Here is a 14,417-nt window from a genome sequence, read left to right as displayed (position 1 = left end):
TTGATCTACTCCCGCAAAGGGCCGCAATGATGGATTAACGTAAACGGGACGAAGCAGGATAAACCTCTGCTTCGTCCCGTTTGAACGTGTGCGACTTCCGATGAATCATTTATTTAAATGGATAGGTCCAAAATGTTTCTCTGCCAAAACGTTTTTTGATTTCTTCATTATTCAGCTCACGATTTCCTACAAGCTCTGCTGCCTGGAATTGTGAACGGTGGGCACGAATGGACGCCATTTTCCGATCCAAAAATTCGGATACGTCAACAAATACATCCGGTTTGCCAATGTACTGTTCCTGATTATTCGCGAACGCAACGCAGTGAACCATCGGACGTTCATCCCCAGGAAGTTTAGCGATTGTACGTATAACAGCGGCTCCCGTTGCATCATGATCGGGATGAACACTGTACCCCGGATAGAACGTAATGACCAGCGTGGGGTTCAACTCTTTAAGTAGCGACATGATGGTATCTTCCAGTAACTGTGGGTCTTCGAACTCCAGCATTTTATCGTGGAAACCCAGCATTCTCAGGTCCTGAATACCAATCGCTTCAGAAGCTTCGATGAGTTCCTGTTTACGGATGCCAGGCAACGTCACTCGGTTGGCAAATGGAGGAATCCCCATATTGCGCCCCATCTCGCCAAGTGTTAGACAAGCATAGGTTACATGGGCACCGCCATCTATGTATTTGGCTAACGTTCCCGATACAGAGAAAGCTTCATCATCTGGATGTGGATATACCACCAAGATGCGCTCATGCTCGTTGTGTGTAGTATTCATGGTTATTCAATCCTCCGCTTTCATCAGAACATCTCTCGGCTTAATTGTAACGCCACAACTAGTTTACCTTGGCTGTCGTGACCGGCGAGAATCAGTCTTTCTTGTTCCTGCTCATCAATATGTGTAAGTCCTTCGGCGTAAAGCCATCCCTGCGTTGTTTTCAGACCAACACGGTATGGACCTGTACCTGAAATGGACCCCTGCGTATATCGTATGGCCGCATTGGTAATGAATGCCGATGCTGGATGTTTTGTACTGTCCATATGTTGTGCGTAAGCACCTGACGTAAGTTCTAGATGTACGTATAAGTCCTGATCAGCAAGATTATTGATCCGGAGCTGAATGTCTTGAGGTTTAATCGGTTGCATAGCGGCCTCCTTGTCTAATGTAATTGTACGAATTTCATTTTAACATAACCACAAGAGAATATACATGGAGTGACCCTGTTGACCGCTCATAGAATTGCCCATATGCAAGAATCGCGGTCTGATTATGACCCTTGTTCGGAACCGTTACCTGTCTTCACGGTCTGTACCTGATACATATTTACGGTTGTACTTATTAGATAATCAGGTTTCTCCTGTGCTCTCTTCTCACGATGGCCTTTGATATGAACATCACTTTTCTCCCAGTTTTTCCATGCTTCTTCCGATTCCCAGCGAATGATGACCATCACTTCTTCGTTCTCTGTACTTTTCTTGTTGACCAGGACACTAAAATCAATCAGACCGGGCATGTCCACAACAGGAGTTGGACCACTGAAACGTTCCAAAATCTTATCGCTATGTCCCTTTTTGACAATAATACTTCGAGTTTGAATCAACATATTCATTCCTCCTGGTAGAGTCACATGCCTCGCGTTATGCGAGACGTAGTGAGCTTTTTATTCTTTCATTCTAATCTAATTGAAAATCATTATCAATTAAGGGTGTTCGTTTTAATTTGAAAACAAGAACAGATTTGCGTGGTTTTTTCTCTTTTTATTCATGGATCATATCTATATTATGAAGAGTAGGCAAAAACGCCCGTGATGAAGAACCTTAAATCTTAAATGAATCTTGCTCCAACATGTTTGGAAAGGAGTTTAACTCGACTTGAAGTCTCTAATACAACTACTTCATTTTGGCTATCATCAGGCCATGAGCTGCATATTTCCCGTAGCGATCTTTGGAACACTGGCACTGTCCAGCGTAATTCCTATTCCTTTCCTTCATCGGTATGATGCCATTCTGCTCGTATTGCTTGCAGTGCAGTACCTGATGTATCGAAGCGGCTTGGAAACCCGTGATGAAATCAAGGTCATCTGTGTATTTCACATTATTGGCCTGGTGCTGGAGATTTATAAAGTATGGATGGGATCTTGGTCTTACCCTGAGCCAGCTTACACCAAAATCCTGGATGTCCCTCTTTATAGTGGATTCATGTATGCAAGTGTAGCCAGTTTTATGTGTCAGGTGTGGCGAAGACTGCGAATGGACATGACCGGATGGCCTGGTTTTGCACCTTCGATGCTGCTGGGAGCAGCCATCTATATTAACTTTTTCACTCATCATTTTATGCCCGATTTTCGCTGGTGGCTGACGGCGCTTGTATTCGTTGTGTTCTGGAAAACCTGGATTATATACCGGGTACGAGCAACGACCTATCGAATGCCCTTATCACTTGCTTTTATCATTGTTGGTTTCTTCATTTGGACTGCTGAGAACATCGCTACATTCTTCAATGCCTGGAAATATCCTGATCAGCATGATGCCTGGCAACTGGTTAGCTTTAGCAAAATTAGTTCGTGGTTCCTGCTGGTCATCATCAGTGTCATCATCGTTGCGCAACTCAAATATGTGAAGGCCAATCGAACCGCAGATGATCCAAAGTCCAGGTAACTATTTATTCTCTAACCGTAAAACAGCAGCAATCTTAGACTCGTACCTAAAGTCTTCGAATGCCGCTGTTTTTTACTGTGGTTCTATTTGAGATTATTCAATAAATAATGAGCCAAAATCATCTGCCTCTTCAATGTCTTTGTTGATTAAGAGGTTCTCCTCTTCATCGTATGCTTTGATTGTATAAGGAAGAGTAGCTGAAGAAGACAGGAATACGTACCAGATTTGTTGGTTCTCACCTGCCTCAACCAGCTTCACATCGAAAGTTTCGGGCTTTCCATTTTGCTTAATTTCAACAGTTACACGTTTGATAGTGGAGTCTATGATGTCACCAAATAACATCGGAAACGGGGTCGAGACTTTTTCCAATTTCGGTATGCTCATATAATTCAACGCAAACTTGGATTCAACTGATTCATTAATGGAATATCCTCCACCCCATACCCATTTCCATCCGAAAATGTTCTTGCGAGTATACTCCATCTGAAGATTACTGTTGTTTTCCCGACCCTTTTTGTGCGTGAACAAAATCATGCCCCCGTCCACAGCCTCCTGATGAATGAATTGGGAGGTATAAGATTCACCTCTAAATTCTTGAACGGCCCCTTGAGGACTGTTCGCTATAGGAATATGTATAGGTTCATTCAATCCCCAAACTTTGGATATCCGTTGATCGGCTAGCCCGCCAGCTCGTTCATTCATATACATATATGCCAAGATTGACAGGGGCGATAGTAAAATTACCATTGCAGTGATTAGCAGAATTCTCCTGTTACGCTTGAACATCTCCATGTACACTCCTTATGATAACGATGAAATATTAAATACAATCACTCTGATATTACCATAATTAGCATGTGGATACTTGTTTCAGTACCATTCCCACAAGCAAAAAAGGCCGCCAAAGGCGACCTCCTAATGATTACAATGAAGTTATTCTCCCAGAAAGATTACTTCGGTTTCCAATTCAACTTGGAACGCATCATATACTTTCTTCTGAATAAATTGGATCAGATCCATATAATCCTGGGCAGTAGCGTGATCCACATTTACAATAAAACCTGCATGCTTCATGGAGATTTCAGCACCTCCGATGCGAGTGCCCTGCAAGTTACAATCCTGAATCAGTTTACCGGCAAAATGTCCTTCGGGTCGTTTAAATACACTTCCACAAGAGGGGAACTCAAGCGGCTGCTTGGATTCTCTAAGGAACGTTAATTCCTTCATTTTGCTTGCAATATCTTCCTTGTTTCCTTTTTTGAGCCCGAATTCGGCCTCCAGTATGATATAGTGATCCATCTTGAAGAGACTATTTCGATAACCAAACTTCATCTCTTCTCGCGGGATCTCCAACACTGCGCCGTCTTTGGTGATCACAGTCGCACGTTCAACAACATCGGCGATCTGACCGCCATAAGCACCGGCATTCATGTAAAGTGCGCCCCCCGTGCTGCCGGGAATACCGCAAGCAAACTCCAAACCGGTCAAGCTATGCTCCAAAGCAAGTCTGGATACATCAATGATATCAACGCCGCTTTGCGCAATCATGCTGTCCTCGCTCACTTTAATTTGATCGAAGTGGCTAAGAGAAATCGTTACTCCCCGGATGCCCCCGTCTTTAATAATGACGTTTGAGCCTTTTCCAATGACCGTCAGAGGTAACTGATGTAAGTTGGCAATTTCCACGATTTTAGTGATTTCGTCTATCGTTGTTGGATGGATGAGAATATCTGCGTTGCCACCTATTTTAATAAACGTGTGATTTTTTAGCGGTTCATTGAATTTCACTTTTTCCAAAGGTATCTGATGCTCAAAAATATTCATGATTTTCTCTCCCTGAATTCATAAAGAAATGATTGCACCATCGCGAAAATGAGATGCTCCTTCTTTATTATATGCTAAATAGGAGATTTTGTTTGAAATTATGTTGTTTTCATTATAATTAATCGCATTCTCTTCAGATTTTGAACTTTTCCGTGAGTTCCTGCATGTAAGCAAGCTGTTGCTCTGTTGCCGCAACTACATGATTATGAGAGTTCTAAGTCTGTTTGAGTCAGCTTGGCCGATAGCTCCCATAAACGAGTAGCTTGCTCAGGGTCGATAGCATACTTCTTGACCCCATAGAAACCTCCATCCTCTGGAGCCATTTCACTGATGTCACAATCCTCACAGTAGACACCGCCTTTTCCCTCAAGCTGAGGTGAAGTTGCTGCCCAGACTTGCGTCGCTGCCCCCTGCTCAGGTGTTTTGAACGCAGGGTTGGCCACTTGTCCAGATTCATCAATCCAGCCCAGAGCAATCATCTCCTCTTGTGGCATATGACGCTGTAGTGGTGTCATAATTCCGCCTGGATGAACGGAGAAAGCCCGTACTCCGTGCTCTGCACCTCGACGATCCAGCTCAACGCTGAATAAAATTGTTGCTGTTTTTGACTGTCCATAGGCAGGAAATTTCTCATATCCATGTTCAAATTGGATGTCATCCCAACGAATCGGTGAGAAATGATGTCCCGCTGATGCCAAGGAAATAACACGTGCTCCCCCTTGACTTGCTAGTGCTGGCCATAACAGATTAGTCAGGGCAAAATGGCCCAGATGATTGGTTGCAAATTGAGCTTCCCAGTCAGGACCTACCCGCGTCTCCGGACAAGCCATGATACCCGCATTAAGAATCAGCATGTCGATCTTCCGATCACTCGCCAGAAACCGCTCGGCAAAAGCACGAACGCTGGATAAATCAGCGAGGTCCAATGCATCTATTTCAACACCTTCCAGACCAGAAAGTGCTTCCTTCGCAACCGCTGGACGACGCGCAGTCACACTACACGTGCTCCCGCGTTAACAAGCGCACGTGTCGTCTCTAACCCGAGGCCGGAATATCCACCCGTTACAATAGCCAGCTGTCCTGACAAGTCCAGATCTCTCAATACATCCTCCGCTGTACTGTTATGGTTGAAGCCAGAGCCCATTTTATGTTGTAAAGTTCTAGTATTATTTTCCTGTGTCATTCTGTTCATCTCCTTTGGGATCGTTGCTGATGCTAGTCTACACCTTAGAGTGTGCTCTAAGTCAAATGGAAGTGAATATTTCATCTCGCAACTTCTCCGTGCAATTTTCAAAAGTAAAAAAGCCGCCAGTTGGCGACTTTCGTTGAAATGATTATAGTCATCCACGTTACGAATCACCCTGAACGGTGGATAACGAAACAAGGACCGGACTGGCGAAATCAGAGGCCTCTTCTCCTTTTGGATTATGAAGACGGAATAAAAATGCATCCCCTTCTTCTGATTTCCAGACCATATAATCACTAATGCCTTCTTCACCTGAGGCCTGAAGATAGAGCTCGGCATAACCAAGCGGGTGTTCTACCAGTTCTCCACTATAATCGGATACCTTACCGGCTTTTTCTAATTCTTCTTTACCGGCTGTCTCCAATTCTGCCAGATTATAATCCGAAGGCAGTGGTTCAATATCCACATAATAGTCAGCGTTACTAGTCAGTGACAGACGGCCTTGAGCAGCATCAAATGTGAATTTCTCGAATTCGTACAAGGAAAATCCTTCTCCTTTTTGTAAGGTCGCTTCTAGTGATTGATTGCCATCTGCGGTCAACATTTCAAAACTTGCGGTCTGTGGACGCTCCGTTTCATTTGCTTCTTCTGTTTCACCTGCTGGCATTGATGGTTGAGGGCTAGGCAAGGGTTCATTACTACCAGAGCAAGCTGCAAGTGTTAGAACTATAACGATTAACGAGATACTCATCATAATAGAACGTGGTTGAAACATCAGGTTCATTCCTCCCTGTCTTTATTCTGTACTTACATGTTATTACCCATGGCTGAGACTAGGAATCCATAGGTCCAACCTATGAGTTTATTTATGTCTATTGGTCATGGATAGTAATTCCTCCTGTTAAAATGAGCCTGATATATAACTACATAAATATAACGAGTAGTGAATGCGAATTGTTACCGGATTGTTAAATTATTCTAAAGAAATCAAAAAAGCCGCCACTAGGCGACTTCTTGATAACTGTATTTTTTCGGTGATAAGTTGCGAACGTGACTCATTAATGAAGTTTCTGCTCTACTTTAATTCAATCTGGAATACATCACCGGCTTCCCCACCAAAAACGATAAAACCACTTTTCGGGAGCTTTGTCGATTCCTGATTGGTTGCTACAGAGAAGTCAACCATTTCCCCTTTATCATTATACACTGCATAACCTCCGGTCTTCGGAGAATCCACCGTGATGGATTTGTTACCCGAGCGGGCGTCGATCGCATACCACCGAGCTTGACCGTTTGCAGGAATAGTCGTAATTCCTTTTTTCCCACCAAAGATTGGAGTAATCGCATCCTCGGCAATGTATTCCTGCCCATCCTGGAGAAGAATCTCGGCGCCATTCTTTGTGTAAAATTGCAGATCAAACGCGTCTCTTCCATTCATCACAGGAATCTCGGCGATATTCTCTGCGTTGTTTACATCCATGATTTGCGTGCCATTGGCGTAACCATGTTCGGCGTCAACAGACAAGTTCTTGATCAGCATCGATGGAAGCAGATAAAAGATCGACGTTATTTTTTCATCCAACGCGTAATATTTCGAGCCGTCACGAGCTGTCCATTTCTCTTTGGTTGCTGCGTCCAGCGCATTATGATCCAGTTTTTGATAATCATACGTGTTCATTACCGTTTGGCCTATGCCGGGTAACGTAATCATGCCCTGAACTTTAACATACACCTTGTCATTACGTTCCTTCACAAAGCTAGCTTTTACACTGCCATCCGCACTTGTAAAATGTTCGTCGCCTGTGTACACATATTTCTGCTCTGGAATAATTCCACCCAGCAAAGCAGGCAGTTGCATCTCACCATCTTTAATCGTTATATCCAATGTCTCTCCTACCGTACCATAGAGACCGGAGTAAGAATTTAATTCTGTTGGCATCTTCACTTTGACAGGTGGTGAGAATGTCTGATCAGGCTGAACATCGTCGATGATGCCCTGATCCTCCAGAACGTCCAGCAGCACTTTGCTGGCAAACATCTGATTGTAGACGGAAGATCCACCAGATGATAGAACCGCCATTGAAATATCATGTTCAGGTATAGTGATTAACACGGCATGGTACAACATGGTATCCCCGCCTTTGGCAAGCGCGGTAATCCCATAATCGCTGAACGGTGCAAGGTCAACCGCGTCCCAGCCCAAGCCATAATTGATCGTATTTTGTTCATCCGATACCCATATGCCATTACGATATTCATGAGATTGCATGGCCTTCACAGCAGATTCCGACAGAATATCCGGTCTGTTCCCCATTAAAACCTCTCCGAATTGACTCAATTCTTCTGCGGTAGAGTACACTCCGCCGGTGCCGATAATGTTAGCATTTTCGGTAGGCATCTTCATCTCAAGTGTAGGCCAATAGGTTTCGGATAACTGCGCTCTGTCAAAGGAATCTAGTGGTGTCTTCGTTGATTCCAACTTCAACGGCTCGCTGATATACTTGGCGATATATTCGCTGTAGCTTAACCCACTCACCCGTTCAACCAGGATTTCAAGCAATTGAAAACCGTCATTGGCGTAGACGGAGTATGCGCCAGGTTTGGATTTCAGTTTTTCGGACTGAAGTTTGAGCAATAACTCATCATGATTGCGGGTGTCATTATCTTCAAACAACATGCTGTTTCCATAATGTGTACCGTAAAGACCGGATGAATGATTCATCATCATGCGTGGTGTGATTTGAGTATAGCGCGCATCTGCCATTTTAAAGTCCTTGATATACGAAGTAAGCGGCTCATCCAGATCTATTTTACCGGAATCAACCAGCTTCATGGCGGCTGCCGTAACAACCATTTTGCTAACCGAACCTATGCCATACATGCTATCCTTGTCTATTGGCTTCTGTGATGCCTTATCGTGCAGTCCTACACTATCTGATAAAATATATTCTCCTTCATCCATGATTGCATATTGCACACTGGTGACACCGTAGGTTTGCACCATCTCCTTGGCGATCTGCTCCGCCCGTGCCTCAATCGTACTGCTGTTATTCGCCTCTGCGCTGACATCTGTAAGCGGCGTAATTACAAGCACCGCTGTACATAAAAGACTAATTAATTTCTTCATCCCATGTCCTCCCTCAAATGTTCTTATGAATGAATTCATCATATCCGGGAAGAGACTGTTCGAACGCAAACGGACCCTGAATGGAAAAAAACAACCCCTGAACGGCAGGTTCAGGGGTTGTCGGTGTGGAACGGAAGCACGACCATGTTGTTAAATTTACGATGCTGATGCTCAATACTCATATGTCCACCATATTTCTCGCACATTCGCGATATATTGGTTAGACCGATCCCATGGTACTCCGGATTGGGCTTGTCACTTTTCAAGTCAACGATCGGTTGCTCCACATGATTCATAATCTGGATGACAAGTGCAGTTGATGTGGAGTGAATGGCAATCAGGATGTATCGATCCTCGGCCTGTCTAACCTTCTTGGAGGCTTCAATTGCGTTATCAAGCATGTTACCAAGCACCACACACAGATCGTACCGATCGATCTGGATATGCTGCGAGTGGAGCTGGATTTTGGTGTCGATTTTGATCCCGTTTGCCTGCCCCATAGCCAAGGTATTTGTAACGAGTGCATCAATGACCAGATTGCCGGAGTTCACCCGCTGATACGCACCTTCAATGGTATTTAATGTTGACTTGATATGGTCACCTGCCGCCGCCAGTTCGTTACGTTGGATACATTCATCAATATACAGAAATTGCTGATTAATATCATGGATGATGGATTTAATGTTTTTGAAACTGTGAACGGTCTTTTCATAGTTGGCATCCTGGTAGTCCATCTGACGCTGTAACTGGGTATTTTCATGCGCAAGCTGTACCTTTTCCACCATATTATCGAATACATATACAATGAACACGTTGAGAAATAGCGAGCCTAGTACAGAAAAGACGTAGAATATGTTTTTTTCACTATATATGGAGGCCACATTGATCTGATAGATCGTAATAATGGGTACGATAAGAAACAGCAAATAATAACGATAGTGAACGGCAAAACTTCTACGTTTGGCGACGAGACGGACAACTTGAATGACAACGAACATGATGCTGCAACCAAGCAGCATCACTTTGGAGAGAATCCAGTGGTCTTCTCCGTTGAACTGATCCATTGAACTGTAATCCGCGGATTCCAGAACACCGAGAATATATACAGCGATGGCATTTGCCATAGTAATCAGAACCGCATACAGGATGGTAAAAACAAGCTTGATTTTGAACTCCACTTCATAGGACTGTGCCAGACTGAAGATTAATAACAGAGCAACAGCAGTAGAAACGATATCTGAGAAAGAAGAGACCAAATAAAAATAACCCAACATGACAAATACCAAGAAATAGATCGCTCTACGCGGCTTCCGGCTGGACTTGCCCAACACAGAATCAAAATAAAAATTCGCCTGAAATGCCATAAGCAAGGTCACGAAGATGATGGAAAAGATCATATAGGCATCCATATTATTGAATCCTCATAATCATGTATTTGGTATAGGCATCCTTGACTTCCTTGACCTTGGAGCGACCTATGGGCAGTTCCGTTCCATTCAACATGACGACTTGGGTGCCGGAAAACTTCTGAACATGCATCAGGTTGATGATAATCGAGCGATGAATCTGCAAGAAACCATGATCTTTCAAACCGGTAGCGTAGCTGGATAAAATGCCTTTGGTCTCATGTACATTTTCCTGAGTCACAAAATTCAACTTGTTCTTGATCGTTAAACTTTTGACCACCTCAATCCAGAGAATATCATCATATTTCAGCAGCAGTTCATCATAGTCTGATTTGATTAGTACATACTTTTTGTCCAATGCCTGAAAATATTGACACAACTTAATCATCTTTTCCTCGAAAATTTGCGGCTGGATTGGCTTGATCAGATATTGAAAGGTGATGACATCAAAGCTCTCCACCATATATTCCGGGTAACTGGTCAGAAACATAATCTGTACATCCAGAAACTTCATGTTCCTGATCTCTTTAGCGGTCTGAATTCCGTTCATTCCGCCCATCTCCACATCCAAGATAAGAATATTGAATGTGTCCCCAACCTCTCTGTAGTGTGAGAGCAGTTGTTCACCAGATGTAAAAAGGCTAATTTGAAAATCAAAATTGGTTTTTAGAGATAAGGAGACCAGCATCGTTTTCACACATTCTCGTTGCTGCTCCTCATCATCACAGATTGCAATATTGAACATGGGGGAACATCCGCCTTTCATAGACATCGACTCTGAATTTCACTCTCGAATATACTATTTTAGCATAGGTTTCGGAGTCGAATTGGGATGAAATGCATTATTCCGACCTTCAAACGCAGATCAACAAAAAAAGTCGCCACATTGGCGACTCTTGAGCTTGTAACCTTCTCCAGCATTCCTATGAAAAGTCCAGTCTGTTATTTTGTTTTTTTGGGGAAAGCATGGCGGTAATATCGTATTACCTTGCGATACATCGTCTTGTCCTTTAATTGATTGAATATATATGGGTCAGGTTTGACATTTACTTCAATAATCCAGGGTTTCAGACTGTGGTCAAGGCCGATATCTACACCGATTTGCATTAGATACGGGTACTTTTTTTTCATATGACGAGCTATGCGCAGGCTAAGCTCATTCATCTCTTGAATCAGTTCATTCCTGCGTTTGGTGGATGCATGTGATTTTAGCAGCTTGTGAATATCCATCGGTGTTCCACCACTATGATAATTGGTTACGATTTTCTTTGGATGGCCCAGTCGGCCGATGATTCCGGTAGCTTCCCAATGTTTGGTCGGGCTTAGCTGTATCATGACTCGGATGTCAAAACGTCTGTTATTGTGCTTAAGAAGATGGATTCCTCTCTGAATCAGATAACTTCTTTTATTCACCAGACGAGTCAGACTGTTATAAAACGATTCAAAGCTGTCAAACGTCAGGCGTTTTTGCTCTATCTGATAGACAAAATGTTGATGACTTTCCATCTCGGCCTTAATAACACCCATCCCGAAAGTACCTCTCTCGGGTTTGACATAGACCATTCCATATTTGCTGATCATGGATTTCAGATTCGTCTTGTTATATTTCTGTGTGTCGGGGATAAACGGTTTAATTAATTCATTATTAATGATCAATTTTGTTTTTAACCACTTGCTTCTTAACGGCTGCAACTTATCAACTCCCATGTCGTAAACTCTCCCTTCAGCAACCACATCAAAGCCTGCTGTTTGATCAAGATCCTGCAAGCATTATATGTAATACCGATAAATGAACCCTCAACATAAGCCCCTATTGGTAAAAATGTATATTTGCACATGCCCTGACCAAAACACTTTTGCACACATACCATATAATGAGTCATCACGATTTGTGCAAGGAGTTGAGAAGATGTGCGTCCAGCCTGGAATCCGATTGAATAATGCGCCTAAGATTGATGTTCTTATACCAGCGATCGAGAAAGATTTGGCTACCCTTCCCCTCGTCATCGATAACATTCGCCGTTATGTAAAACATCCCATTGGAAGCATATATATTGTTTCTCCGGTCAGCACCAAAATCAGAAAACTCTGTTCCCTTAAAAACTGCATTTTTGTTAATGAGCGATCCGTCCTGCCTATAACCAAAAACGACATACACTACCAGTCCTCCCGATGGAATCGGTCAGGCTGGTTATATCAGCAGCTGCTCAAAATGAACGGAGATACCATTGTGAAGGCAAAACACTTTCTAGTCATGGATGCAGATACCGTACTGATTAAACCTCATTCATTTCTTGTAGAAGGCAAAACAGTCTTTTACTGCCGTGACTGGAGCCAGCCGGAATATTTCAATACCTACCGCAAATTGTTAGGTATGAAAGCTCCGCGTCCACGCTCTTTTGTCACCCATTATATGCTGTTCGACAAATCGAAACTCGCTGCCTTAAAACAGAAAATTGAAGCGGTTCATAAGCTGCCATGGTACAAAGCGATCATCTCCAATATCAATAAGAAGAAACAGTTTGGTTTCTCCGAGTATGAAACGTATGCCAATTTTATGTATACAAAGAACCCAGGCAGCATGGTCCTTAGAAGTTCCAAGAATAAAAGTCTGAATATGAACGCTTCTTCGTTAAAAGAGCAACAAATCCGCAATCTTGCTCTTAAATATCGTTCTCTTTCCTTTCATAAACGGAAAATCTATAGTAAAGCTCCCTGAGCTTAAGGAGGAAGCCCATGCATATCGTACTGCTGTGCGGCGGCTCTGGCAAAAGGCTCTGGCCGTTATCCAATGAGCTTCGCTCCAAGCTGTTCATAGATATACTTCCATCACCCGCTGGAGGTAGGGAATCCATGATCAGCAGAGTGTGCCGCCAGCTTGACAGTTCATGCCTAACGGATTCAACACTCATTATTTCACATCAGGATCAGGCTAATATTACGGCTCGACATACTCAAGGCAAAATACCAGTCATTGGGGAACCATATAGACGTGGCACTTTTACTGCGGCGGCCTTAGCGACGTTATATCTGCAATCCTTCCGAATGGCCAAAGATGACGATGTGATCTGTATCGCGCCAGCTGATGTGTTCGCAGGTGAAGATTTTTTCAGTAACTTCCAATTACTGCCGGACATATTGAAACATTCTCAAGCCGATATCGCTTTAATTGGGACAAGGCCTACACATGCTTCAGAACAGTATGGATACATCCTGCCGGTTGGGGAAAAACGTAATGCTTATGCGCCCATAACACAATTTATAGAAAAGCCCGAAGTCTCCATTGCTGAAACGCTGCTACAACGTGGGGCACTATGGAACTGCGGTGTGTACGCATTCACCGTCGCGTTTATGATATCCCATATTAAAAAAATGGGGCTTCCGGTTCATTATGATCAATTGTCGTCCCTGTATGAAGCGTTGCCTGAACGCAGTTTTGACAAGCATGTTGCAGAAAAGGCACAGCGGGCCGTAGTCCTGCCTTATAAGGGAGTATGGCAGGATATCGGAAGCTGGGATACGCTGTGCGCACAGTTAGATACCCATGTAATCGGACATGGTGGAATCTCGGGTTCTTCCTCCGATTCCTATATTATTAACGAGCTTCCCTACCCCATCCAAGTCATTGGTGTGCCAGGTATTATCGCTGCCGCAAGTCCGGATGGCATTCTCATTGCCAACAAAAATAATTCAAATGAAATTAAAGCGCAATTGGGTAACTTGCCATTAAAACCGATGTATGGTGAAGCAACCTGGGGCAGTTATCGTGTCATTGAAGGTTCGTTAGAAGATGAGAATACAACAGTTACCACATTAAACATAACGGTTCTACCGGGCAAACATATCGGGTTGAACTGGCATAGAACTGGGTGTAGAGCATGGACCGTGCTTGCAGGCAGTGGGCAAGTGCTTGTCAACCGAAAGGTCATGCAAGTGAGTATGGGCAATCAGTTCGCGATTACCAAGGAGAGTCTCTTTTCTATTCTGGCTGAAACCAGGATGGTGATGCTTGAGGTCCGGATCGGAGTAACAGAGGATAAAGACAACATACTTTTTGAAGAAGAAGATTGGAATGTAATCCTAAAAAGTGCAGGTTCATCTAACGCTTAATGGGAAATTGAACCGATTCAATCTGCATGTCTTATAGCCCCTTCCATTCGCGGAAGGGGCTCATTGGCATAATTAAGGGAAACCTCACACTTCTTCTCCC

The 14,417-nt window shown here is 43.5% G+C and carries 15 protein-coding genes; 3 read left to right on the top strand and 12 right to left on the bottom strand.

What is annotated here, in order from left to right:
* Positions 1–109: 109 nt before the first annotated feature.
* The 3 genes from bshB2 to MKY66_RS14265 all read right to left on the bottom strand — a co-directional run bounded on the left by bshB2 (position 110) and on the right by MKY66_RS14265 (position 1,610).
* Positions 110–784: a bacillithiol biosynthesis deacetylase BshB2 gene (bshB2, locus tag MKY66_RS14275; protein ID WP_076211982.1), complete on the bottom strand. Its 675-nt coding sequence runs from the start codon at positions 782–784 to the stop codon at positions 110–112.
* A 23-nt stretch (positions 785–807) separates the two neighbouring features.
* Positions 808–1,152: a YojF family protein gene (locus MKY66_RS14270; RefSeq protein ID WP_017688572.1), complete on the bottom strand. Its 345-nt coding sequence runs from the start codon at positions 1,150–1,152 to the stop codon at positions 808–810.
* A 122-nt stretch (positions 1,153–1,274) separates the two neighbouring features.
* Complete coding sequence (locus MKY66_RS14265; RefSeq protein ID WP_076211980.1) at positions 1,275–1,610, bottom strand: antibiotic biosynthesis monooxygenase; 336 nt, start codon at positions 1,608–1,610, stop codon at positions 1,275–1,277.
* Between the two features lie 268 nt (positions 1,611–1,878).
* Here MKY66_RS14265 and MKY66_RS14260 point away from each other — a divergent pair, with 268 nt between their 5' ends.
* Positions 1,879–2,664 carry a DUF817 domain-containing protein gene (locus MKY66_RS14260; protein ID WP_076211978.1) on the top strand — a complete coding sequence of 262 codons (786 nt, stop codon included), beginning with the start codon at positions 1,879–1,881 and terminating at the stop codon, positions 2,662–2,664.
* A 93-nt stretch (positions 2,665–2,757) separates the two neighbouring features.
* On the opposite strand, the gene MKY66_RS14255 is transcribed toward MKY66_RS14260, so the two are convergent.
* The 9 genes from MKY66_RS14255 to MKY66_RS14215 form a co-directional block, all read right to left on the bottom strand.
* Complete coding sequence (locus tag MKY66_RS14255; RefSeq protein ID WP_339807167.1) at positions 2,758–3,366, bottom strand: hypothetical protein; 609 nt, start codon at positions 3,364–3,366, stop codon at positions 2,758–2,760.
* Positions 3,367–3,597: 231 nt separating this feature from the next.
* Entirely contained in the window at positions 3,598–4,488 is an 891-nt protein-coding gene (gene murB, locus MKY66_RS14250; protein ID WP_076211976.1) for a UDP-N-acetylmuramate dehydrogenase, read from the bottom strand.
* A 203-nt stretch (positions 4,489–4,691) separates the two neighbouring features.
* A complete protein-coding gene (locus MKY66_RS14245; RefSeq protein WP_305956064.1) occupies positions 4,692–5,483 on the bottom strand; it encodes an oxidoreductase in 792 nt (263 codons plus the stop codon).
* Positions 5,480–5,671 (bottom strand): hypothetical protein, encoded by a 192-nt coding sequence (locus tag MKY66_RS14240; RefSeq protein ID WP_305956063.1) that lies wholly within the window; start codon positions 5,669–5,671, stop codon positions 5,480–5,482. Before MKY66_RS14240 ends, MKY66_RS14245 begins: the two co-directional genes overlap by 4 nt.
* Before the next feature lie 166 nt (positions 5,672–5,837).
* Positions 5,838–6,449 carry a hypothetical protein gene (locus MKY66_RS14235; RefSeq protein ID WP_076211974.1) on the bottom strand — a complete coding sequence of 204 codons (612 nt, stop codon included), beginning with the start codon at positions 6,447–6,449 and terminating at the stop codon, positions 5,838–5,840.
* Positions 6,450–6,749: 300 nt separating this feature from the next.
* Positions 6,750–8,801 (bottom strand): serine hydrolase domain-containing protein, encoded by a 2,052-nt coding sequence (locus MKY66_RS14230; RefSeq protein WP_076211972.1) that lies wholly within the window; start codon positions 8,799–8,801, stop codon positions 6,750–6,752.
* Positions 8,802–8,911: 110 nt separating this feature from the next.
* Entirely contained in the window at positions 8,912–10,210 is a 1,299-nt protein-coding gene (locus MKY66_RS14225; RefSeq protein ID WP_076211970.1) for a GHKL domain-containing protein, read from the bottom strand.
* Position 10,211: 1 nt separating this feature from the next.
* A complete protein-coding gene (locus MKY66_RS14220; RefSeq protein ID WP_076211968.1) occupies positions 10,212–10,952 on the bottom strand; it encodes a LytTR family DNA-binding domain-containing protein in 741 nt (246 codons plus the stop codon).
* A 197-nt stretch (positions 10,953–11,149) separates the two neighbouring features.
* On the bottom strand, positions 11,150–11,914 hold the full coding sequence (locus MKY66_RS14215) for a YheC/YheD family protein (protein WP_076211966.1): 765 nt from the start codon (positions 11,912–11,914) through the stop codon (positions 11,150–11,152).
* 202 nt (positions 11,915–12,116) lie between these two features.
* Between MKY66_RS14215 and MKY66_RS14210 the strand changes: the two genes are divergently transcribed.
* Together MKY66_RS14210 and MKY66_RS14205 are read left to right on the top strand one after the other, a co-directional pair.
* Complete coding sequence (locus MKY66_RS14210) at positions 12,117–12,926, top strand: DUF6492 family protein (protein WP_076211964.1); 810 nt, start codon at positions 12,117–12,119, stop codon at positions 12,924–12,926.
* A gap of 17 nt (positions 12,927–12,943) precedes the next feature.
* On the top strand, positions 12,944–14,317 hold the full coding sequence (locus MKY66_RS14205; protein ID WP_076211962.1) for a sugar phosphate nucleotidyltransferase: 1,374 nt from the start codon (positions 12,944–12,946) through the stop codon (positions 14,315–14,317).
* Positions 14,318–14,417: the final 100 nt, after the last annotated feature.

Source organism: Paenibacillus sp. FSL R5-0766, assembly GCF_037971845.1.
Taxonomy (GTDB): domain Bacteria; phylum Bacillota; class Bacilli; order Paenibacillales; family Paenibacillaceae; genus Paenibacillus.
The sequence above is the reverse complement of the archived record's forward strand: the minus strand, read 5'-3'. Positions and strand labels throughout refer to the sequence as shown.

Coding starts and splice junctions, on each gene's coding strand:
- bshB2 (WP_076211982.1), bottom strand. CDS start 784: ATGAATACTACACACAACGAGCATGAGCGCATCTTGGTGGTATATCCA.
- MKY66_RS14270 (WP_017688572.1), bottom strand. CDS start 1,152: ATGCAACCGATTAAACCTCAAGACATTCAGCTCCGGATCAATAATCTT.
- MKY66_RS14265 (WP_076211980.1), bottom strand. CDS start 1,610: ATGTTGATTCAAACTCGAAGTATTATTGTCAAAAAGGGACATAGCGAT.
- MKY66_RS14255 (WP_339807167.1), bottom strand. CDS start 3,366: ATGAATGAACGAGCTGGCGGGCTAGCCGATCAACGGATATCCAAAGTT.
- murB (WP_076211976.1), bottom strand. CDS start 4,488: ATGAATATTTTTGAGCATCAGATACCTTTGGAAAAAGTGAAATTCAAT.
- MKY66_RS14240 (WP_305956063.1), bottom strand. CDS start 5,671: ATGACACAGGAAAATAATACTAGAACTTTACAACATAAAATGGGCTCT.
- MKY66_RS14235 (WP_076211974.1), bottom strand. CDS start 6,449: ATGTTTCAACCACGTTCTATTATGATGAGTATCTCGTTAATCGTTATA.
- MKY66_RS14230 (WP_076211972.1), bottom strand. CDS start 8,801: ATGAAGAAATTAATTAGTCTTTTATGTACAGCGGTGCTTGTAATTACG.
- MKY66_RS14225 (WP_076211970.1), bottom strand. CDS start 10,210: ATGGATGCCTATATGATCTTTTCCATCATCTTCGTGACCTTGCTTATG.
- MKY66_RS14220 (WP_076211968.1), bottom strand. CDS start 10,952: ATGTTCAATATTGCAATCTGTGATGATGAGGAGCAGCAACGAGAATGT.
- MKY66_RS14215 (WP_076211966.1), bottom strand. CDS start 11,914: ATGGGAGTTGATAAGTTGCAGCCGTTAAGAAGCAAGTGGTTAAAAACA.
- MKY66_RS14210 (WP_076211964.1), top strand. CDS start 12,117: ATGTGCGTCCAGCCTGGAATCCGATTGAATAATGCGCCTAAGATTGAT.
- MKY66_RS14205 (WP_076211962.1), top strand. CDS start 12,944: ATGCATATCGTACTGCTGTGCGGCGGCTCTGGCAAAAGGCTCTGGCCG.